Consider the following 20943-nt stretch of genomic DNA (forward strand, 5'->3'; position numbering starts at 1 on the left):
GCCATGGCGATCAAACAATTGCTCAAACGCACCAGCGGCTGGCTTTATCTCAACTCGTCAGTGGGGCGTAACCAGTTGCACGGGGCCGGGGTCATCCTGATGCTCCACCGGGTGCTGGGCAACGACCGTGCCGCCAACCTGCCGCACCGCAATGAACTGTGCGTCGGCCCGCAGGCGTTCGAACACTTGCTGATATGGCTGCGCAAGCATTTCGATTGCGTGCCGCTGATGGAGTTACTGCAGCCCAACGCCCTGCGCACCGAGCGTCCGCGAGTGGCGCTGACCTTTGATGATGGCTGGCGTGACAACGCGGTGAACGCCTATCCGCTGCTGCAAAAACATCAGGTGCCGGCGAGCATTTTTCTCTCCACCGATTTCATTGGCAGCCGGCAACGCTTCTGGTGGGAAAGCGTGGGCGAAACGCTGTGGGGCAGCCATGGCGAAAAGGCCCGCATGCACCTGATTGAACACCTGCGCATCACCGGTCATCCGTTGCCGGTGCTGCTCGACGATATCGATGTCGACCGGCGCAGCGTGGCGCTGCTGCATTATTTGCAAGGGTTGAAGAGCCTCGATCCGCAGGAACTTGAACGTCTTACCAACGAGTGTCCGCCGGATTCCTTGCCGCAAGCGCTGGACTGGCATCAGGTGCGCGCCATGGAAGCCTCCGGCCTGGTGCGTTTCGGCCCGCACGGCGCCAGTCACTCGATCCTCACCGGGCTGGACGACGTGCGTCTGCACGAAGAAATCAGCCGCAGCCGTGGCGCCTTGCAAAACGGCTGCAATCGGCCATTGCCGGTGTATTGCTACCCCAACGGCGACAACGACGAGCGCGTGCGTGAGCAGGTTGCCAATCACGACTATCCGTTTGCTCTGGGCACCACCACAGGACTCTATCGCGGCGCCGGCGATCCGCTGAACCTGCCACGCTTCGGCGTCAGCCAGCGCACCGCGCGCAATCCGGAACTGCTGTCGTTACGGATCTTTCGCGGGGCACGGCCATGAGTCGCAGCAGCTACCTCAAGCACCTCGCCCTGAGCATGGGCACCAAACTGGCAATGATCGCCTTGCGCCTGCTGCGCAATGTGTTGCTGGCGCGGATTCTCGGGCCGAGTGAACGCGGCTTGTTTGCCCTGCTCAGCACCCTGCCGGATCTGATCAGTGCGGCCACCAGCGGCGGCCTGAATTCGGCGGTCGGTTATCAAGCGGCCAATCAGCGGCCGATGGGCTTGTTGCTCGCTCAGGTGTTGGTGTTCGGCTGTCTCCTGGCCGGGCTGCTGACGTTGCTGGTGGTGGCGCTGGCGCGGGAATTCGGCAGCGAACTCGATGTCACGATGCAACTCGGGTTGCTGGCTTGGCTGTTGCTGCTGGCGGTACCGCTGACGGTGCTCAAAAGCGGCCTGCTGACCTTGCACAACGCCTCGGGGGGTGTGGTCGCGTTCAATGTCCTGCGCCTGATCGAATCGCTGGCGCCGTTGCTGTTGTTTGTCGCGCTGTTCTGGATGTGGAAAGAGGCCGCACTCGAAGCCGCGCTGATCAGTTGGCTGGCCGGCATCAGTCTGGTGGTGCTGGTGGGCTGGATGTGGCTCAAACGCGCACAGCCAACTCAGTTGCAATGGGATCGTGCGAGCCAGAACGAGCTGCTGCGATTCAGTGCGCGCAGCCATCCGGATCTGCTGTTCCAACAGGTCATTCTGCGCTCCGATTACTTGTTTATCGGGGCCCTTTTGGGCAGCACCGCGCTCGGCCATTACGCCATGGCCAGCGCCGCCGCCGAACTGCTGCTGATCGTTCCGGAGGCGGTCACTACACCGCTGATGAAGCGTCTGCTGCAACAGGACAAAGGCATGGACAAGGTCACGCCGCTGGCGCTGCGCCTGACAGCCACGGTGATGCTCGGCGCCTGCATTACCATGGCGCTGATCGGCGAATGGCTGATCGTCACCCTGTTCGGCGTCGCTTACCAACCGGCGTACCCGGCGCTGCTGGCATTGCTGCCGGGGCTGTTGGGCCTGTGCTACGCCAGCATTCTGCGCCTGGACCTGATCGGCAAGAACCGCCCCGCCACCGTGTCGCTGATGATGGGAGTGGGGGCATTACTTAATCTGGCGTTGAATCTGTTGCTGATTCCGGGCTACGGCATCGTCGGCGCAGCAGCGGCGTCCTCGATTGCCTATCTGGCAGTGACCCTGGCGATGCTGGTGCTGTATTGCAAACTCAGCGGCGTAGCGTTCTGGCAGACGCTGTTCATCCTCCCCGGTGATCTCAGCCCGATGTGGCTGATGTTGCACCGTCGGAAAGCCGCATGAATCGCCTGGCCCTGTTGCTCGGACTCGGCATGTCGCTGAACGGCTTCGCTGCGCCGATGCAGTGGGGCGACATCCGCGACGGTAGCCTGTATCTGCAAGCTGATCGTCCGGATACCGTCACCGTGAGCTGGGTTCCGGCGTGGCAGGCTGAGGCCAATGAAGAGCATATCTACCTGCTCGACGGCCACGGCCGATTGCAAGGTGACCGGTTCATCAAGGCCAGTGAGGTGCGCGGTTCGCAGCGCTGGCCGCTGGTGCCGGGCGCGGCCAGCTACCGTCTGGAGATTCCCGGCTACAGCTTTCGCAGTTACCGCATCGAGCATGACGACCAGACCGTGGCGCTGTTCAGTCCGGCCAAGGTGCATTTCAGTGTTGAAACGCGCCGTGGCGATGAGCTGTTTTTCCGAGTCGCACCGGGGGAACGCGCGGTGCTGAACGGCAAATACCATGGCGGCGTCAACGCGCTGCAGGCACAGCGCATGAACGATGGCCAACAACTGTCGCTGGCCCTCACGCGCCACCCCGCCTATTGGCAATTCGATCAAGTGGCCTTGCCGGTCAGCGACCAGGCCCAGGTCTGGCGCTTGCGCCTGCAGGGCAGCGGCAAAGCGGCGTTCTGGCTCGACGGCACGGCCAACCTGTTTGCGCAAAATCCCCAGCAGCTCCAGCCATTGCGTGAAGAGCCGGGTCAGGTACGACTGACCCTGCACGATAAAGTCCTCGGGCGCACGCCGGATCTGGGCATTGCCCTGCCCAATCTCATGCCGCCCGCCGCCAGCCATGCCGCACTCGATGCCTTGAAACCGGCCGCAGCGAGTTATTACAGCTACGTTGACCTCGTTTCGAAAAATGCCGGTTTCGAAGACCCGGTTCGTCTGCTCTATCAGACTCGTTTCGGCATCCGTCAGGACATCACCCTGCTCGCCGGCACCGGGCGTCAGGCCAATCTGCGTGCCGACGGGCAAAGCAGCAACGGTCTTGGCGCGTGGCTCGCCGCTACACGCGCACTGGGTGGTCAAGGCACGCATTACATCGGCTTCGCCGACGAGCCGAATCTCAACTATTCGAGCTACGAAGATTACCGGGCGATCTTTGTCAGCATGGCTCGCCAGGTGCGCAGCGACCCGGCCAATGCCAAGGCAGGCGTGCGTATCGCCATGCCCGCCACTTCACGCTTGGTCAACGGGCCGTTCACCCGCAACGCGGCGAGCAAACGCGGCATCGACTGGGCCCGCCGAATGCTCAGCGAATCTGCCGATCAGGTCGACGCATTGGCCTGGCACGAATGGATGATTCGCGACCTGCTGGCAACCCGGGTCTACCGCGACAGCGTACGTCGCGCCGCCGATCTGGTCGGCCTCGACGCAAACGGTCAGCCGCGCAAAGCCTTGCTGCTCGATCAGACCAACCTGTCCAGCGGCTCGAGCCTGAGCCCGTACGATCAGGAAACTCACTACGCCGCGCTGTGGTGGGCCTCGGTCGTCATCAACGCTTCTCAGGATGGCCTTCTGACGATGCTCAACTGGTTTCAGGCCGCTGACGAACCGCCCTACGCCAAGGGCATGGCGCGCGTGTCAGGCGACGGTCGCTTCGAGCTCAAACCGGTGGGCCTCGCCCAGCAATTCATCGCCCGGCATTGGCTGCCGCAAGTGCTGCAACTGGATAACGACGCTTTCGAAGTGGATGTGCTGGCGATGGCCGGTGACGAGCAGCGCACATTGCTCGGGGTAAACAAAAGTACCCGCCTGCAACGCGTTGATCTGAGCAGCGTGAAGTGCCCGCTTGATCACGCAGCCCTGAGTTTCTTCGGCGTTGACAATCGCGCCCGCGACGCACCGTTTGCCTGCAAAAACGGGCGTGTGCGTTTCGAATTACCGGGGCAAACCCTGTTTGCCCTGAACTGGAACGCTTCATGAACCGCCCTACTGCCCTGCGAGCGTCATGCTGCGCGTGGCACCTTCATCAGGAGAAGAGACCATGGATATCTTGAAAAAACTCAGCGGACATATCCGTCGTAAAGGCCTGCGAGCGACCTTGGCGAAGATCCGCAGAATGTATGTTTTTTCCCATCGGCAATTGCTGTGGATGGAGCGCGACCTGGTCAGTCCCGTGCCGCCGTACAGTCTCAAGCCTTACCCGCCGCTGCGCGTAATGAACATCACCGCAGACAACGCCAGCGCCTTCAGCCGTTACTTCGGCGACCGTGTCGACGTCATGGCCGAGCTGGCCGATGAAGGTCACACCGGGCATATGCATGTCGACGAGCACGGCGATGCCGTGGCGTTCATCTGGGGCACGCCGCGCGATTATTTTGATCGGCATTACTACGGTTGCCGGTTCCCGGTGAAACCCGGCGAGTTCTTCGAATTCGGTGGCGAAATGGCCCGCGCCTACTGGGGCACCGCATTGTCCGTCGATGTGCAAGTGCGTCTGTGGCAAGCCATGGCCGTGCAAGGTTGCAGTAAAGTGGTCGATGTCTGTGACTCGAGCAACATCCCGGCGCTCAAGCTGCACCTGCGCATGGGCTATACCGAACAACAGCGGATCATGAATATCTACACGCTGTTCGGCCGCTGGCGCTTCTACCGCGAAACCCGCTACTGCGGCTCACGCCTGGCGGCGCTGCGCAAACCGTCCCGTCCACCTGTCAAAGCAACGGCGGCCTGAACCCATGGCGATGCGATTCGAATGGCGCACGTCCCTGTGCGCAGCGGACTTCCCGGCGAACGCCTATGAAGCACTGCGCCTGCTCGTAGCCGACCACACGCCGTTCAATAATCTTGGCTGGTTGTGCGCAGCAGAGCAGGCCCTGGGCGAGGACCAGCGCCTGCACATTCTGCTCGGCTGGGACGCGGACACATTGCGCCTGTGCCTGCCGCTGGTAGCCGGCCGCGAACGCTTCGCTGGGGTGCCCTTTCGCGTGCTGCGCCACTTGGGGTATCCGCTGGCCGATCGGCTGGCCCTGCTGTCATTGCTCGGCGCCGAGGACATGCGCGAGGCGCTGGCGCTGGTCCGTCAGCGGCTGCCTCATGCGCTGCTGCAGCTCAATGAACTGTCGGAACCGGCCGGCGAAGAAAGTGCGCTCACCGAATGGATGGCGCGCAGCTCCACGGCTGAACGACGCCTGAGTTGCCGGGTGCCAGTGCATCTGATCAGCGAAGCCGACCATCAGGAAGTCTCCGGCGACCCGCGCTACAAACTGCGGCGGGCGCGCAAACGGATTGCCGCGTGCGGCGCCCAGGTACGGCGAATCACCCCCGATGCGCTGTCGATGCCCACGGTTTTACAAGCGCTGCAGACAGTCGAATCGGTCAGTTGGAAAGGTGACGAAGGTGTCGGGATCTTCGCCACCGAACACAGTCGTCAGTGGATAAACAGCGCTTTCACCGCCCTCGCCGCTCAGGGCCTGGTGCGGGTCGTAACGCTGGAGCTGGACGGTCGCTGCATCAGCTATCGGCTGGGCCTGCTCGAGCAGGGCCGACTCTACGACTACAACCTTGCGTTCCTGCCGCAGCATGCCGATCTGGGCAGCGGCCGCGTGCTGCTGGAGGAATGGATTCGCTGGGGCCTGGACGAGCAATGGCACTGGATCGATGCGTCGCGGGTGAGCCTGGAGAACTCCAGCCATCAACTGCACGAGCGCATGACCGGACAACTCGAACACTGGCGCTGGAGCTTCTACTCATGGCGCCCCAGTGGCTTGCTGCTGGGCCTTGGGCTACGTCTTTGGTACTGCGTCAAACCGGCCTTGCAAAAAAGACGCGCACAGCGTGCGGGCAACCCGGCGGCAACAGATACATCTGCAACTCAACCGGCAACATCATCCCCCACACCTGGGCTAGCGCCTCGGAGAGCATCATGAACGTCATCGAAGAACTGCTTCTGCGCATCAAACAAAAAGGCCTGCGCCGCACCCTTGGCGCGCTGGGGAAACGTTACATATTCGCTCACCGCAAATTGCTCTGGATGGAGCGCGATCTGGTCACGCCGATTGCCCCGAACAAACTGCGCCCCTGTGAAGGGTTGCGCAGGGTCGACATCACCGAAGAAAACGCCAAGGCCTTCAGCAAGTACTTTGGCGACCGCGTGCAGACCATGGCCGAGCTCGCCGCTGAAGGGCATACGGGGCACATGTACCTGGACCAGGACGATCACACCGTCGGGTTCGTCTGGGCCAGCGCGCACGACTATTACGACCGCCACTTCTATCGCTGCACGTTCCCGGTCCAGCCCGGTGAATACTTCCAGTTCGGTGCCGAAATTACCCGGCATTATTTCGGCAGTAGCCTGACCGTCGATGCACAGGTCGCACTCTGGCAAGTCATGGCGGCCCGAGGTTTCAAGAAAGTCGTGGATATCTGCGACAGCGCCAATATTCAGGCCCTGAAAATGCACATGCGCCTGGGCTATCAGGAACAAGGGCGTATCACACACGTCTACGACCTGTTCGGGCACTGGCGCTTCACCCGCCAAACGCGCTACAGCGAATCAAGACTGGCAGCGCTGCGCAAGCCGGAAAGACCGGAAGTGAGCGCGGCGGCGCAGGCGTAATTCACCTCGCAAGCGGCGGTGGCCCTTGGGCCGCCATCGCTTGCAGGCAAGCTCCCACCTGTTGTTTGCATTTGTTCAGTTGGAACGACATCAACTTGTGGCAGCCAGCCTGCTGGCGATGGCGCAGGTCAGGCAATGCTTGAACTCAGCCTGAAAATCAAAAGCCCCTCATCGGAACGCCGCCCGCCTAGCCCTCTCCCGGAGGGAGAGGGGACTGACCGGGGTGGATGAAAGAGATGCGCCAACGCGCAACAACGAGTCGAACTCAGGTTTTGAACGGCCCATAAATCGGCTCCCTCTCCAGGGGGAGAGGGCTGGGCGGGCGGCGTTCCGATGAGGGGCAGCCACACCACCAATCCAAAGCCGAACAACCGCTTCTAACCACTCAACAATGAGCGTTAGCTCGAGTGCTCTTGATCTTGATCCACCGGCGACGTCGGAAGGCTGAGTGGAGGGATCGATCCGGGCGTGGGAGCGCAGCGACCGTACGACGAAGTCGTACACAGCGGAAGTAGGTGCAGCGAAGCAAACCGTAGCCGCTGCGCCCGGATCGGTCCCGGAGCGAAGGAACCCGAGCCTGCGAGGGCCGAACGTAGGAGCAAGCGTTTTTTTGCTTACTTTTTTTAGGCGTTTGTAAAAAAAGTGAGTCGCCGTCAGGCGAAACCGCCAGCCGCAGCACCCGAAGCAACGGATATGCACACAAAAACCCTAAACCAGCGCCTGCTCGCGAAGAGGCCAGTCGTCGCAATAAAGGTGCTCAGACCTTGCTCGCCACCAAGGTAAAGCACATCGGCATCTGCGCCTCACGATTCAAATAGCAGTCATACACCTCTTCCCGATTCGAATGCGCGTACTCCTGAAAATGCACGATATTCAGCCCCGCTCCAATAGCGCCGCTGAAAATCGCGCCGAGGGTATGCACGAACCAGAACGACTTTGCCGCCGGCTGTTCAATCTTGCCGACGTAGACAATCGGCTCTTCCTGCACAAACGGCTCGGCGCGAAAGTACGAGCTGGCGAGGCGATAAGGGTCCTCGCCAGCCGGATCGACCATTTCCAGAAACGGATGGGTCTCGTAGATCACCAGCTTGCCACCCGGTCTCAGCGTCGAAGCCACGTGACGGAAAAACTCGCCAATATCGGGCATCCAGTTCAGCACGCCAATAGTGATCAGGGCGACATCAAACCGGTTATGCAATGACCCAGGCAAATGATGGATATCGCTTTCGACAAACTCGGCAGGGTGCGGTGAGCGAGCATTGAGTACGCGGGCCTGTTCGAGAAACGCTGCCGACTGATCGACGCCGACCACACTGCTCGCCCCCAGGGCAAACAGCGACAGGCTTTCGCGACCGTTGTTGCAGCCCAGTTGAATCACGTCCTTGCCGTTGACGTCCAGCAAGCCGCTCAGGGTGTCGTCGAGACAGGAAAAATCCGCCTGCGCGACCTCGTTGAGCAATGCCTGCCAGTCCGGTGAATTCTGATGATGATCAGCGGAATCATTCCAGGCCTGTCGATTGCTCTCGATGGCGGTTTTGTTTTCGGGCACTTCCATGGCGCTCTCCAGACAATGCTCGTGATTGAGCGGGGCAGAGTCTAGATCAGCCTCGCAATCGGCCGTGTTGCAAACTTGTAAGCGATATCACGGCTATCGTTAACAGCCTTGGGGAAAACCGCATTCACAGGTGCCGCCAGCCAAACTTCGATCGGCTGCTGTTGATGGGTTGTCAACTCGCTGCCACTGAGGCGCAAGCACTGGACGGCTATTTCATCTGAGGGGGCGTTTTTTGTGGTCGTAGGACCGATCAACGGCACGCGTTCTTAAATGTTTCAGACCCGCCAAGTCCTACAGAAAAAAGAATGATTTCTGGAAAAGCTGAACGTTTTCCTACCCTGTCTGGCGGTTGGCCGTCGGAAGCGCAAGGGCTAGGATTTTTCGGGACAACCTGAACCCTACGGAGCTCTACCAACGTGCAACTCATCCAGACAACCACGACAACATTCCCCTCACCGAATAGACTTCCAGGCATTGCTCCCGGAGGTGCCATGATCGACCCGAAGATGATTGACCCGTTATGCCCTGTCGTCTCTGATCTTGACCCTGAAGAACAGGCTGCGAGCTATGACCGCTGGTTCAGAGCGGAAGTACAAGCCTCCCTCGATGACCCGCGCCCGAATCTTTCGCATGAACAAGTCATGGCCGAGATACATGCCTTGATCAGGGCGAAAGACGATGGCTTCGAGGCCGATTGAGTGGAGGCCCGAAGCGCGGGCGAAACTGGTGACAGTGCTCGAATACGTAGTCGAAAGGAATGTTGGGGCAGCCACCGGGATCATAAAGGCTGTTGGGAAGGCCTTAGCCAATCTTCCTGATCACCCCTACCTCTATCGACCAGGCCGGATTACCGGCACTCGGGAGATCGTTGTAAATTCCAGCTATCTGATCATTTATCAAGTGACGGATCGGATCGAGATTGTGAACGTTCTACATGCGCGTCAGGAATATCCGCGACGCGACTCTCGCTAAACCATTCGATAGTAAAAAAACCGCGCGGCCTTCGGAAGCGCGGTTTTTTGATTGAGAACGATCAACCCTGGCCCGCCGTCAGGGCGGAACCCTGAGCCGCCGTTACCGCAGCAACGGATATGTACACAAAAATCAGAAAACCAGCGCCTGAAAGAACGCAATCGCGAGCAGGCTCGCTGCTACCGTTTCGATCTGCGCAAGACTCAGAGATTCACATGGCTCTGGTTCAACCGCTCACGCAAAAACTCCACCAGCGCCTGCACCGGCCTTGAAGCCTGCCGATGCTGCGGATACACCGCTGACAACGTCAGCGGCTCGGGGCGCAGATCGTCCAGCACCGGCACCAGCCGTCCATCCTTCAAAGCCGCGCCAACAATGAATGTCGGCAGATAAGTGATGCCCATCCCCTGCACCGCCGCATCGCGCAGCAATTCACCATTGTTCACGCGCATGCGCCCGGCGACGTTGACCAATACAGGCTTGCCCTGCCCTTCGTTGAATCGCCATTGCACCGAGCGCCCGTGCCCATACGGCAGGCAATCGTGGCTGTGCAGGTCTTCAGGCTTGAGCGGCGTGCCGCGTTCTGAAAGGTACGCGGGACTGGCGCAATACACCCGTTCGATGGACGCGAGGCGTCGAGCAATCAACGTTGAATCTTCCAGCGTGCCGATGCGCAGGGCCAGGTCGTAGCCCTCGCCCAGCAAGTCCACCGGGCGATCGCTCAGGTCCACTTCCACTGTCACTTCGCGATAGCGCTGCAGAAACATCGGCAGCAGGCAGCCCAGATGCGCCACAGCAAACGACAGCGGCGCGCTCAGGCGGATCGTCCCGCGCGGCTCCGCCGTTTCCCCGGCGATGCCCTGCTCTACTTGCTCGACTTCGCTCAGCAAGCGCAAGGCCGCTTCGTAATAACTCTGCCCCAGCGGAGTGACATCAAGACGCCGAGTCGAGCGGTTCAATAAGCGCACGCCCAGCCGCTCTTCCAACTGCATCAAACGACGGCTGACGAACTGCTTGGACAGGCCCAACTGATCGGCCGCTGAGGTGAAGCTGCCGGAGTCCATGACCTGGCAAAAAATACGCATGTCTTCGAACGGGTTCATTGTCACTCTCTGGTGGACAGTTAAACGCTTTATAGCTGCTTTTTCACTTTTCAGCAGCCCATTAATCTGTGCTCACGGTGTTGCTGAGGCCAGGAACCCAGCGCCACAGCAGCCCGCAACTCAGGCAAAAAATCAAAATCATTCAAAAGGATTTCCACCCATGAGCATCGTCAAGAAAACCCTCGCGGCATCCCTCCTAGCCCTGTCCATCGGCAACGCATTCGCCGCTGAAAGTACCGGGGTCGAACGCAATACCCAGGCCTTCCTCAACGCCCTCGCCGCTGGCGGCGGCAAGCCGCTGGAGCAACTGAGCCCGAAAGACGCCCGTGCGGTGCTGACCGGTGCGCAGGCGTCGGTGAAAGTGGATCTGTCGGGGATTGAAGTCAGCGACAAGGCGATCAAGGTCGATGGTCAGACCATCAATCTGAAAGTGGTGCGTCCGGCCAAGGTCAAGGGAGAGTTGCCGGTGTTCATGTTCTTCCACGGTGGCGGCTGGGTGCTTGGTGATTTCCCGACGCACCAGCGCTTGATTCGTGATCTTGTGGTGGGCTCTGGCGCGGTCGCGGTTTACGTCGATTACACGCCGTCGCCGGAAGCGCAGTACCCGACCGCGATCAACCAGGCCTACGCCGCGACGAAATGGGTCGCCGAGCACGGCAAGGAAATCGGCGTCGACGGCAAGCGCCTCGCCGTGGCCGGCAACAGCGTCGGCGGCAACATGGCGGCGGTGGTAGCGTTGATGGCCAAGGAACACAAAGCCCCGGCGCTGCGCTTCCAGTTGCTGATGTGGCCGGTGACCAACGCGCAGTTCGACGACGGTTCGTACCAGCAATTTGCCGAGGGACATTTCCTCACCAAAGGCATGATGCAGTGGTTCTGGGACAACTACACCACCAAGCCGGCCGAGCGTACGCAGATCCACGCCTCGCCGCTCAACGCCAGCGCCGAACAGCTCAAGGGCTTGCCGGCAGCGCTGGTGCAGACCGCCGAATTCGACGTGCTGCGTGATGAAGGCGAAGCCTATGCGCGGCACCTCGATGCGGCCGGCGTCGCGGTGACCTCGGTGCGCTACAACGGGATGATTCATGACTTCGGCCTGCTCAACCCGCTGAGCCAGATCCCCGAAGTGCAGGCAGCGGTACGACAAGCCGCCGCCGAGCTGAAAACCCACCTCAACTGAGCCCAGGCCCGGCGCCCCAAAAGCGCTGGGCTTTTTGTGTGAGTAACGCCCATGACTTTCCTTCTCGCTCACCTGCTCTCCTGGAGCGCCGTACTGTTGTTGCTCGACGCTGCGCTGTGGCACTTCGCGCCCTACAAGCATCGCGCGCCGAAGGTCGGTGTGCGGCTGGTGCTGTTTCTGGCCTTTAGTGCGCTGGTGATCAATGCCGGTGTCAGCCCGTTGCAGGCGCCGCAATTTGCCGATGACCGCGTAGCGCAATTGGGCGCAACGGCGCTGGGCATTCTCTGGTGGCTGTACGCCGCGCGGGTGCTGACCGAAGTCATCGGCCTGGCCCTGATGCGTCGCATCGGTCACAGCGGTCGTCTCCTGCAGGACGTAATCGGCGCGCTGGTGTTTCTGGTCGCCATCGTCGCCGCCGCCGGTTATGTGCTGGAGCTGCCGGTCAAAGGTCTGCTGGCGACGTCGGGCGTGGTCGCGATCGTTGTCGGTCTGGCGCTGCAAAGCACCCTGGCCGACGTGTTTTCCGGGATCGTGCTGAACACCACCAAGCCGTATCAGGTGGACGATTTCGTGATGATCGACGGCGTCGAAGGCAAGGTGTTCGACATCGACTGGCGCGCCACCCATTTGCTGACCAGCGCCGGGACCATGGCGGTGGTGCCGAACTCGGTGGCAGCCAAGGCGAAGATCGTCAACCTCAGCCGCCCGAACAACATGCACGGCGTGTCGATCAGCATCAAAGTGCCGAACCATATCCGCCCACGCCGGGTGTTGGATGCGCTGGATCGCACGCTGCAAGGCAGCAGTTCGCTGTTGCTCAGTCCGGCACCGAAAGCCGTGCTCAAAGAGGCCGGCGAAACCATGTCCGAGTACGTTGCCAGCGGTTTCATCGCCGAGCTGGGCAAGAAAAGCGAAGTGCGCAATCAACTGTACGACCTCGCCCACCGGCATCTCGAAGCCGCGGGCATTTCGCGTCATCCCGACGGCGTGATCGAACCTTCGAGCCGCGCCCGCGCGTTGCTCGATGAGGTGAAGATCTTCCGCTCGCTGAGCAGTGACGAGCGCGATCGCCTCGCCGAATCGATGGTCGCCCAGCAATACACGACAGGTCAGGTGGTGCTGGATCTGGATGAAGTGCCGGATAGCCTGTTCGTGATTGCCACAGGCGTGGTCAGCGCGACCGTGCCGGATGGTGATAACAAGGTCGAAGCCGGGCGCATGGGCCCGAGTGAGGTGATGGGTGAACAAAGCATTCTTGCCGACACGCCGTCGCAGGCGACGTTCACGGCGCTGACCTCGAGTATCATTTATCGACTCGACAAGCAGTTGACCCGTGAGTGCATGGACAAGCGCAGTGAGGTCAGTCGGGCCTTGAACAAATTGCAGGCGGTGCGTCAGCAGAACAGTCGCCTCGCGTTGATGGCCAAACCGGTGGCGGTGAAGAAGGGAGGGTTTTTGGGGTGGTTGCAGAAGCGCTGAAAATCAAGATCAAGACCAAAATCAAAAGCTTCCCCCCTCACCCCAGCCCTCTCCCCCCAAGGGGGGCGAGGGGGAAAGGGAGCCGATCTCCATGCGCTTCAAGCATGGAGATCGCCTCGGTATTGCGGGTCGGTGCAACTTCAACAAACACCGCGGTCAGTCCCCTCTCCCTCTGGGAGAGGGTTAGGGTGAGGGCTTTTCAGACTCGCACCCGATTACTGAGCAGTAAACTTGGTATAGCTGTTGATCAGGTTGCGGTAGTTAGGCAGGCGCTCCGACAGCAGATGCGCCAGGCCTTCCATATCGTTGCGCCAGTCACCCTGCAGCTCGCACGCCACCGAGAACCAGTTCAACAGGTGTGCACCGGCCGCCGACATGCGCGCCCACGCCGCTTGTTGCACGGTGGTGTTGAAGGTGCCGGACGAGTCGGTCACCACGAACACTTCGAAGCCTTCAGCAATTGCCGAAAGGGTCGGGAATGCCACGCAGACGTCGGTCACCACGCCAGCGATGATCAGTTGCTTGCGACCAGTGGCCTTGATCGCCTTGACGAAGTCTTCGTTGTCCCAGGCGTTGATCTGGCCTGGACGCTGGATGAACGGTGCGTCCGGAAACTGCTCGCGCAGCTCGGGCACGATCGGGCCGTTGGGACCTGCATCGAAGCTGGTGGTGAGGATGGTTGGCAGCTTGAAGAACTTGGCGATATCGCCCAGTGCCAGCACGTTGTTCTTGAACTCGTTCGGGGTGAAATCCTGGACCAGCGAGATCAGACCGGTCTGGTGATCGACCAGCAGCACGACGGCATCATCTTTGTTCAGACGCTTGTAAGGAACGCTCATGGCAAAACTCCTGGATGGATGGTTGTTGCGTGAAGCGCCGGCCGGGATGACCGGCGCTTTTTTCGGAATCAGAAGGCGAAGCAGGAACAGCCGAACGCGCCCCAGAAACCGGCGAAGTCGCTGACCGGCGCGTTCGACATCCGCGCCTTTTCATGGCTGTGGGTGTGCACCGCGCACGGCCCGCTGCACTGGTGAACCTGCGCCTGCAACGGCGAGTTCGGGCGCCAGTGACCCGGCACCTTGACCACTGGCGACCAGTCCGGCAGCACCGGAATCGAACGCGGGCCGAGGTCTTCGAAATCGCCGGCGGCGTAGACGATCTTGCCGCCGACCACGGTCATGACCGACTCGATCCATTTGATCGCTTCTTCTTCAACGCTAAAGAAGTCCGCACTCAGGGCTGCCAGATCCGCCAGTTGGCCGACGCGAATCTGGCCCTTCTTGCCCTGCTCCGAGGAGAACCAGGCGCTGCCGTGGGTGAACAATTCCAGCGCGGTGCTGCGTGGCAGCCCCTCTTCGTACAAGGCCAGACCACCGACGGTGCGCCCGCTGACCATCCAGTACAGCGAAGTCCACGGGTTGTAGCTCGACACGCGGGTGGCGTCGGTGCCGGCGCCCACCGGCACGCCTTCGGCAAGCATGCGCTTGATCGGCGGCGTGGCTTCGGCGGCTTGTTTGCCGTAGCGATCGACGAAGTATTCGCCCTGAAACGCCATGCGATCCTGGATCGCGATGCCGCCGCCCAGCGCTTTCACTCGCTCGATGTTCCGTGGGGTGATGGTTTCGGCGTGGTCGAAGAACCACGGCAGACCGTTGAACGGAATGTCGCGATCGACCTTCTCGAATACGTCGAGCATGCGGCTGATCGATTCGTTGTACGTGGCGTGCAGGCGGAACGGCCAGCGCTGTTCGACCAGATGGCGCACCACCGGCTCCAGCTCTTGTTCCATGGTCTGCGGCAGGTCTGGGCGCGGCTCGAGGAAGTCTTCGAAGTCGGCCGCCGAGAACACCAGCATTTCGCCGGCGCCGTTGTGGCGCAGGAAGTCGTCGCCCTGGTGCAACTTGACGCTGCCGGTCCAGTTCTGGAAATCGGTCAGTTCTTCTTTCGGCTTCTGGGTGAACAGGTTGTAGGCGATGCGCACGGTCAACTGGTCTTCTTTGGCCAGTTGCTCGATCACCTGATAATCGTCCGGGTAGTTCTGGAAACCACCGCCGGCGTCGATCGCGCTGGTCAGGCCGAGGCGATTGAGTTCGCGCATGAACTGGCGGGTCGAGTTGACCTGATATTCCAGCGGCAGCTTCGGCCCCTTGGCCAGCGTCGAGTAGAGAATCATCGCGTTCGGCCGCGCAACCAGCATGCCGGTCGGATTGCCGTTGCTGTCACGAACGATCTCGCCGCCCGGCGGGTTCGGCGTGTCGCGGGTATAACCGGCGACGCGCAACGCCGCACGGTTGAGCAAGGCGCGGTCGTACAGGTGCAGGATGAACACCGGGGTGTCCGGCGCGGCCTGGTTGATTTCTTCCAGGGTCGGCATGCGTTTTTCGGCGAACTGGAATTCGTTCCAGCCACCGACCACACGCACCCATTGCGGGGTCGGCGTGCGGTCCGCCTGATCCTTGAGCATGCGCAGCGCGTCGGCGAGCGACGGCACGCCTTCCCAGCGCAATTCGAGGTTGTAGTTCAAGCCGCCACGGATCAAATGCAAGTGCGAGTCGTTAAGACCAGGAATGACGCAGCGGCCCTTCATGTCGACCACTTGCGTGGCGCTGCCCTTGAGGGCCATGGCTTCGGCGTCGTTACCGACCGCAACGAAGCGGCCGTCCTTGATCGCCACGGCGCTGGCGAGCGGTTTTTCGCGGTCAACCGTATGAAATTGGCCATTGAACAGAATCAGATCGGCGTTCATCGCAGCTCCTCAAGCAAAAGTAAAAAGAAGCAAACCCCGCTCAACGCGGCGCGGTTTCTTGGGAATCGAGGTGTTCATGGGCCTGGCTGGCTTCCAGCCACGGCGTGAACAAACGGGTGACCGGCGGCATCACCACGTACACCACCGAAAGGACGATGGTCAGGGTGATGAAGAAGGTGGCCACCACGTAGTTGGAAAGGATTGGATGCAGCGCCAGCAACGGCCCCCAGATCAGCGGCACCAGCAAGGTGTGCGGCAGAATCACCAGCAACGACACCACGGCTTGTTTCCAGCGCGGCGGTGGCGAAGCGGCGTCAGCCAGTGGCGAGAACCAGAATTCGTTGACCGGCGCGACTTCGGTCTGATCGCCATCAGCCAGCATCGGCGCCGCCTCGGCGACCAGCGCCTGACGTTCCGCTGATTCCAGCCAGCCTTGCATCGCTTCGGTGCTGCTGAAGCGCAGCACGCAGGTATAAAAGTCGAGACGCCCACGCTTGCCGCGCACCACATCGACCCCCAGATGGCCTTCGCGCTGCCCCGCCACACGGACGATATTGCGCAGCCAGGCTTCATACGCCGACTCGAAACCGGCCTTGACCCGGTGCTTGATAATCAACGTGACGGTCTCATCGGCCCCCGGTGTGGGTTGATTCAGGGCTTCAGGCATAACGCAGTACTCCGGGCAAACGAACAGGAATCGCCAGCCGACCCGGCCCGGCGATCAATACAGTGGTGAAAAGAATCAACAGCAACCAGCCGAACTGCCCCTCGGCCACACTCCATTGCGGATGCACGACCAGCAGCGCCACCAGCAGCACAAAGAGAATAGGCAGGCAGGCCAACCGCGCCAGCACCCCGGCGACGATCAGTAGCGGGCAGAGGACTTCGGCAAAAATCGCCAGGATCAGCGTGAGGCGGGCACCGAGGTGGAACGGGTCTTCGATCAGTTGCAGTTGCGCGGTGAAGTCCAGCAGCTTGGGCAAGCCGTGCACCCACAGCAAAAACAATCCGCCGCTGACCCGCAGGAACAGCAAACCGATGTCCTGTGCCTGTTCATCCCTCGAAGTAGTCATGACCCGCCCCTCTGAATGTCATTGGCTTGAATCATGCCAACGAGGGGGCGGAGTGAATTGCATGGATGTGCTCAGTTGCCGGGTTTGTCCAGCGTGTCAGGCAGGAGCGGTCTCAAGGCGTCGCACTGATCGTGTATTCGCGCGTTTGAAAAACCGTCTGCGTATTCGGATCCGTCGCCTGATCCAGATTGACCCGGAACCGAATGACCAGTTTGCTGCCGTGCTTGAGCAACCGCAGATAATCGACTGAAACATTAGGACCGAAACGGCCATTGGTGATCCATGCGCGGTGCACCATGTTGACGGTGGCCGTCCACATGCGCAGGTTGTGCGGCCCCGTGTCGGACTCCCCGGCAAAATCACACGACAATCGTTGACTCACAGCAATCAAGGGCCAGACTCCAAACTCCAGATTGGCCCCGGACTGGATATCTTTCAGATCAAGAATGTCACCGTTGGCCTGAGTGATCACTGGCGCTACGAGCCGCTCCAGCGCAATCGGCAACACGTTCAGACGTAAAGGCAGTGAGGGCACCGGAGCTGCCCCACCGCGGGTATACGAAAAGGTCACCACCATGGTTTTTCCGACGCTGAATGCCACCAACGAAACGGGCAAGGTAATCCTGATGGGGCGGGTGTTACCCGCTGCAACCGGTGGGGTCGTATGCGAGCCTGCAGGGGGTGTGCCGTCAGCGGCTGTCACCGTCACAGACACCATATCGGTGGGCAGATGATCATAAACGAGCTCAGCGGTCAGGCTGGTGAGTGCGTTCAGCGGATCAAGACGGGTGTCATCGGGAGCCTCGACAATTCTCAGCGGCAGGTCTGACAGCACGACGTTGATCCGTCGGGTATTCGACGGGCTGCCACTGCCATCAGCCAACCGAACCGTAAATGCATGCGGTCCCGGATTCAGACCAGGCGCACCGTGCGTCCAGTTACCGTCTACGGGACTGGCCGTACCGATCGAGGTCGTACCGTCCAACACCGTCAATTTACCCGAAGCACTGCCGCTCAAGGTGACATCGGCGTAGCGAGTATTCGCACCGTCGGCGACCTCGCCATCCTGATCGCTAACTGACAATATCCTCGGCGTAACGGCGGGACCTGTGCGGATGATGTAGTTTCGATGGGCGAATGCCTGAGCGAGGGATGGCTGCTCACTGCCTTGCAGCCCGGCCATGAATTTCAGCGTCAGCACGCTGCCATTCTTCAAAGCCTGCAGCGGCGCAGCAGGGAAATTCTGCTCGAAAAACCCATAGCGCTGAAAGTCTTCATCGACGACGTTGACCGGGGCTCGCCAATAAGACGCCTCGAAATCAGTGTCGTCGGCGTTAGTGCCATTTGCGGTGAGCCAAAAACACTGCCCGCGCGTGCCCAGCAGCCACGCATTGATACGCAATGTGAACTCATCCAGATCGCTGACAGGCAATTCGATTCCCTGACCGTCGTTGTCAGCCTGTCGGATGAACGGCCGAGGCAGATCAAACAGATTGATCGGTGCGACGTACAGCGCCAACGCTTGTGAAACAAACTCCGCCGTGCCTCGGTAAACCGTATAAGTGAAAACGACGGTATGCCCCAGGTTGAAAGTCACGAGCCGGGTGTCGATGTGGGTCTGGAAAGGACGTGCAAACCCACCGATCGGTATGCGCGGCGATGTGTAAGAGCCGAAGCCCGGAGTTCCGGCGCAGTGGATCGTCACAACGTCTTCCCGCGCCCACTCGTAGTCTATTCGCAGCGTAATGTTGTGCCGAACCGCGTGCGGGTTCAACAAGCCGCCAGGAAAGCTTTCCATGATCTGCAGCGGTGGCAGGTCGTTACTGTTGAGCGCAGGCGTCGACGTGTCCATGTTCAGGTTCCTTGAGTGTTGGCCTCTTCGGCATGCTCATCAAACACGGGAAGGCCAACCGGCACCACTGTCAGAACTTACAGGTGAAGCATGGTTTTCGACGAGTGGTCGCTCATCTTGAAGGGATATCCAGCGGCGCCGCCATGAACTGACTGATTCGCGAGCGCAGCCATTTCTCCGCCGGGTCGTTGTCATGCACCCCACTCCACGCCATCGACAACTGCGCCGCATCGATCGGAAACGGCGGATCTTCGGCACGCAGCGCACAGCCCTCAACCAAGGCGCAGGCAGCATAATCCGGAACAGTGGCGATCATCTCGGTGCCGGCGAGCAAGGCGCGCAAACCGCTGAACTGCGGCACACCGAGAACGACACGGCGGCAACGGCCGATCTTCGCCAGGTCCAGATCGATATTGCCGCTCAGGTCGCCCGAGAACGACACCATCGCATGCGGACGCTGGCAATATTCGTCCAGCGTCAGCGGCCCCGGACGATCATCGCCGCGCAGGACTTTGCAGGGAATATCACGTAGCTTCCTGCGCTTGGCGTTAGCTGGCAGATCCGTGGTGTAGCTCACACCCACGGAGATTTCCCCCGAGGCCAGCAACGCTGGCATCAGCAGGTAGTTGGCGCGGCGCACGACCACGACAATCCCCGGCGCTTCCTGCTGAAGCTGGCGCAACAGCGGCGGGAACAGACCGAACTCGGCGTCGTCCGACAGGCCGATGCGAAACACGTCGCAACTGCTCGCCGGCTCGAACTCCTTGGCCCGGCTGACCGCCCCGGAGATCACATCCATCGCCGGCTGCAGTTCCTTGAGAATCGCCAGCGCCCGTGCGGTCGGTTCCATGCCGCGACCATTGCGCAGCAGCAATGGATCGTCGAACAGGTCGCGCAACCGCCCGAGCGCCGCACTGACTGCGGGCTGGCCCATGAACAGTTTTTCGGCGACGCGGGTCAGGTTCTTCTCGAACATCAGCGCTTCGAAAATCACCAGCAGGTTCATGTCGACGCGACGCAGATCGTTACGGTTCATGGGCATGTCGTCCTTATCAATGTCAGCCGCTCAAGCGGATCGGCGCTACGCACTTTACTCGATCAACGGCACTTTGGCCGCGCGTTTGTACGGGCCGTACTCCACCGGCACCCACTGGAAATGTTTGCCTTCGGCAGTGATGTGGCCGATCCCAGGGAACGGCAAATGCGCAGCGGTGACCCACGTCTTGCTCACCGCCGCCGCACTGAACACCGCCTGCCGGCTGTTGATCGCCTGCTGGCTGTTAACGTCGAAGCCGATCGACACTTCCGGATGCAGGAATTGCACCGCGAGGTTATGCACCAGATCGCCCATGAACACGATGCTCTGCTTCTGCGAGGTGAAACGATAGGTGGTGCTGCCCGGCGTATGCCCGGCTTCGAGCGTCGCTTCGACCACGCCCGGCAGCGGCGACTCGCCTGCGCTGAAGGTCTTGAAACGCCCGGCGGCGACGTAAGCGGCAGTGGATTGCTGGGCGATCTTGAAGAACTCCTTGGCGCCGGCCGGAGCCTTGGCCAGTGCGGCCGGATCGAGCCAGTAATCGGCTTCAGCCTTGGCCGCGTAGACCGTAGCATTGCTGAACAGCGCCTGCTTTTGCCCGTCGACCAGGCCACAGACGTGATCCAGATGCAGGTGCGTCAGCAGGATCGTATCGACCTGTTCCGGTTTATAGCCGGCTGCCTGCATGTTGCTCAGCAGCTGGCCAGCGGTGGCGCCGATGCACTGGCCGGCGCCGCTGTCGACCAGAATCAGTTGTTTGCCGGTATTGACCAGAAAGGCGTTGAACGCGGTTTGCACACCCGGCGTTTCAATCGAACGGCGGGCCAGCAGCGCACGAATCTGGCTCTGACTCATGCCTTGCAGCAGCTTCGGCGACAAGTCGTTGTAGCCGTCAAATAACGCCGTGACTTCGTAATCGCCCACCGCCAGGCGGAAATAACCCGGCGCCTGGGTGCCCACGTGTGGCGCTTGCGCCATTGCGCAGGACATCGCCAGTGCGAGCGTCATGGTTGTCACGGCTTTGAACATGCTTTTCATCGAATTCTCCTGAACCTGACCGACTGCGGCGGCCCTGTCGGTTCGCCAC

General features: G+C 60.9%; 19 protein-coding genes. 10 read left to right on the plus strand and 9 right to left on the minus strand.

What is annotated here, in order from left to right:
• Positions 1–3: 3 nt before the first annotated feature.
• From BLU24_RS18800 to BLU24_RS18825, 6 genes are all read left to right on the plus strand, one after another.
• On the plus strand, positions 4–1005 hold the full coding sequence (locus BLU24_RS18800; RefSeq protein ID WP_093102691.1) for a polysaccharide deacetylase family protein: 1002 nt from the start codon (positions 4–6) through the stop codon (positions 1003–1005).
• Positions 1002–2309, plus strand: a complete 1308-nt coding sequence (locus BLU24_RS18805) for an oligosaccharide flippase family protein (protein WP_093102693.1) — start codon at positions 1002–1004, stop codon at positions 2307–2309. The genes BLU24_RS18800 and BLU24_RS18805 overlap by 4 nt, the downstream gene beginning before the upstream one ends.
• A complete protein-coding gene (locus BLU24_RS18810; RefSeq protein ID WP_093102694.1) occupies positions 2306–4225 on the plus strand; it encodes a hypothetical protein in 1920 nt (639 codons plus the stop codon). Before BLU24_RS18805 ends, BLU24_RS18810 begins: the two co-directional genes overlap by 4 nt.
• 61 nt (positions 4226–4286) lie before the next feature.
• Complete coding sequence (locus tag BLU24_RS18815) at positions 4287–4976, plus strand: GNAT family N-acetyltransferase (RefSeq protein WP_093102697.1); 690 nt, start codon at positions 4287–4289, stop codon at positions 4974–4976.
• Positions 4977–4980: 4 nt separating this feature from the next.
• Positions 4981–6171 (plus strand): GNAT family N-acetyltransferase, encoded by a 1191-nt coding sequence (locus BLU24_RS18820; RefSeq protein ID WP_093102700.1) that lies wholly within the window; start codon positions 4981–4983, stop codon positions 6169–6171.
• On the plus strand, positions 6168–6860 hold the full coding sequence (locus BLU24_RS18825; RefSeq protein ID WP_093102703.1) for an N-acetyltransferase: 693 nt from the start codon (positions 6168–6170) through the stop codon (positions 6858–6860). The genes BLU24_RS18820 and BLU24_RS18825 overlap by 4 nt, the downstream gene beginning before the upstream one ends.
• Positions 6861–7617: 757 nt before the next feature.
• On the opposite strand, the gene BLU24_RS18830 is transcribed toward BLU24_RS18825, so the two are convergent.
• Positions 7618–8415, minus strand: coding sequence for a class I SAM-dependent methyltransferase (locus BLU24_RS18830; protein ID WP_093102706.1), 798 nt, complete (start codon positions 8413–8415; stop codon positions 7618–7620).
• A gap of 491 nt (positions 8416–8906) precedes the next feature.
• Between BLU24_RS18830 and relB the strand changes: the two genes are divergently transcribed.
• Together relB and BLU24_RS18840 are read left to right on the plus strand one after the other, a co-directional pair.
• Positions 8907–9113, plus strand: a complete 207-nt coding sequence (relB, locus tag BLU24_RS18835) for a type II toxin-antitoxin system RelB family antitoxin (protein ID WP_093102709.1) — start codon at positions 8907–8909, stop codon at positions 9111–9113.
• On the plus strand, positions 9094–9387 hold the full coding sequence (locus BLU24_RS18840; RefSeq protein ID WP_093102712.1) for a type II toxin-antitoxin system RelE/ParE family toxin: 294 nt from the start codon (positions 9094–9096) through the stop codon (positions 9385–9387). Before relB ends, BLU24_RS18840 begins: the two co-directional genes overlap by 20 nt.
• 203 nt (positions 9388–9590) lie before the next feature.
• On the opposite strand, the gene BLU24_RS18845 is transcribed toward BLU24_RS18840, so the two are convergent.
• Positions 9591–10490: a LysR family transcriptional regulator gene (locus BLU24_RS18845; protein ID WP_093102714.1), complete on the minus strand. Its 900-nt coding sequence runs from the start codon at positions 10488–10490 to the stop codon at positions 9591–9593.
• A 160-nt stretch (positions 10491–10650) separates the two neighbouring features.
• Here BLU24_RS18845 and BLU24_RS18850 point away from each other — a divergent pair, with 160 nt between their 5' ends.
• Positions 10651–11670 carry an alpha/beta hydrolase gene (locus BLU24_RS18850; protein ID WP_093102717.1) on the plus strand — a complete coding sequence of 340 codons (1020 nt, stop codon included), beginning with the start codon at positions 10651–10653 and terminating at the stop codon, positions 11668–11670.
• A 51-nt stretch (positions 11671–11721) separates the two neighbouring features.
• Positions 11722–13149 (plus strand): mechanosensitive ion channel family protein, encoded by a 1428-nt coding sequence (locus tag BLU24_RS18855; RefSeq protein WP_093102719.1) that lies wholly within the window; start codon positions 11722–11724, stop codon positions 13147–13149.
• 215 nt (positions 13150–13364) lie between these two features.
• Here the strand turns inward: BLU24_RS18855 and ycaC are convergent, their stop codons facing one another.
• The 7 genes from ycaC to BLU24_RS18890 form a co-directional block, all read right to left on the minus strand.
• Positions 13365–13988 (minus strand): isochorismate family cysteine hydrolase YcaC, encoded by a 624-nt coding sequence (gene ycaC / locus BLU24_RS18860; RefSeq protein WP_090282704.1) that lies wholly within the window; start codon positions 13986–13988, stop codon positions 13365–13367.
• A gap of 68 nt (positions 13989–14056) precedes the next feature.
• Positions 14057–15895 (minus strand): amidohydrolase, encoded by a 1839-nt coding sequence (locus BLU24_RS18865; RefSeq protein ID WP_093102722.1) that lies wholly within the window; start codon positions 15893–15895, stop codon positions 14057–14059.
• A 40-nt stretch (positions 15896–15935) separates the two neighbouring features.
• On the minus strand, positions 15936–16562 hold the full coding sequence (locus BLU24_RS18870) for an antibiotic biosynthesis monooxygenase (RefSeq protein ID WP_093102725.1): 627 nt from the start codon (positions 16560–16562) through the stop codon (positions 15936–15938).
• Positions 16555–16968 carry a DoxX family protein gene (locus BLU24_RS18875; protein WP_093102728.1) on the minus strand — a complete coding sequence of 138 codons (414 nt, stop codon included), beginning with the start codon at positions 16966–16968 and terminating at the stop codon, positions 16555–16557. Before BLU24_RS18875 ends, BLU24_RS18870 begins: the two co-directional genes overlap by 8 nt.
• A gap of 112 nt (positions 16969–17080) precedes the next feature.
• Complete coding sequence (locus BLU24_RS18880) at positions 17081–18820, minus strand: Ig-like domain repeat protein (RefSeq protein WP_093102731.1); 1740 nt, start codon at positions 18818–18820, stop codon at positions 17081–17083.
• Between the two features lie 112 nt (positions 18821–18932).
• Positions 18933–19856 carry a LysR family transcriptional regulator gene (locus tag BLU24_RS18885; protein WP_093102734.1) on the minus strand — a complete coding sequence of 308 codons (924 nt, stop codon included), beginning with the start codon at positions 19854–19856 and terminating at the stop codon, positions 18933–18935.
• A gap of 54 nt (positions 19857–19910) precedes the next feature.
• Positions 19911–20894, minus strand: coding sequence for an MBL fold metallo-hydrolase (locus BLU24_RS18890; RefSeq protein ID WP_093102737.1), 984 nt, complete (start codon positions 20892–20894; stop codon positions 19911–19913).
• Positions 20895–20943 lie beyond the last annotated feature (49 nt).

Origin of the sequence: Pseudomonas sp. Z003-0.4C(8344-21) (assembly GCF_900104975.1) — a bacterium.
Lineage (GTDB): Bacteria > Pseudomonadota > Gammaproteobacteria > Pseudomonadales > Pseudomonadaceae > Aquipseudomonas > Aquipseudomonas granadensis.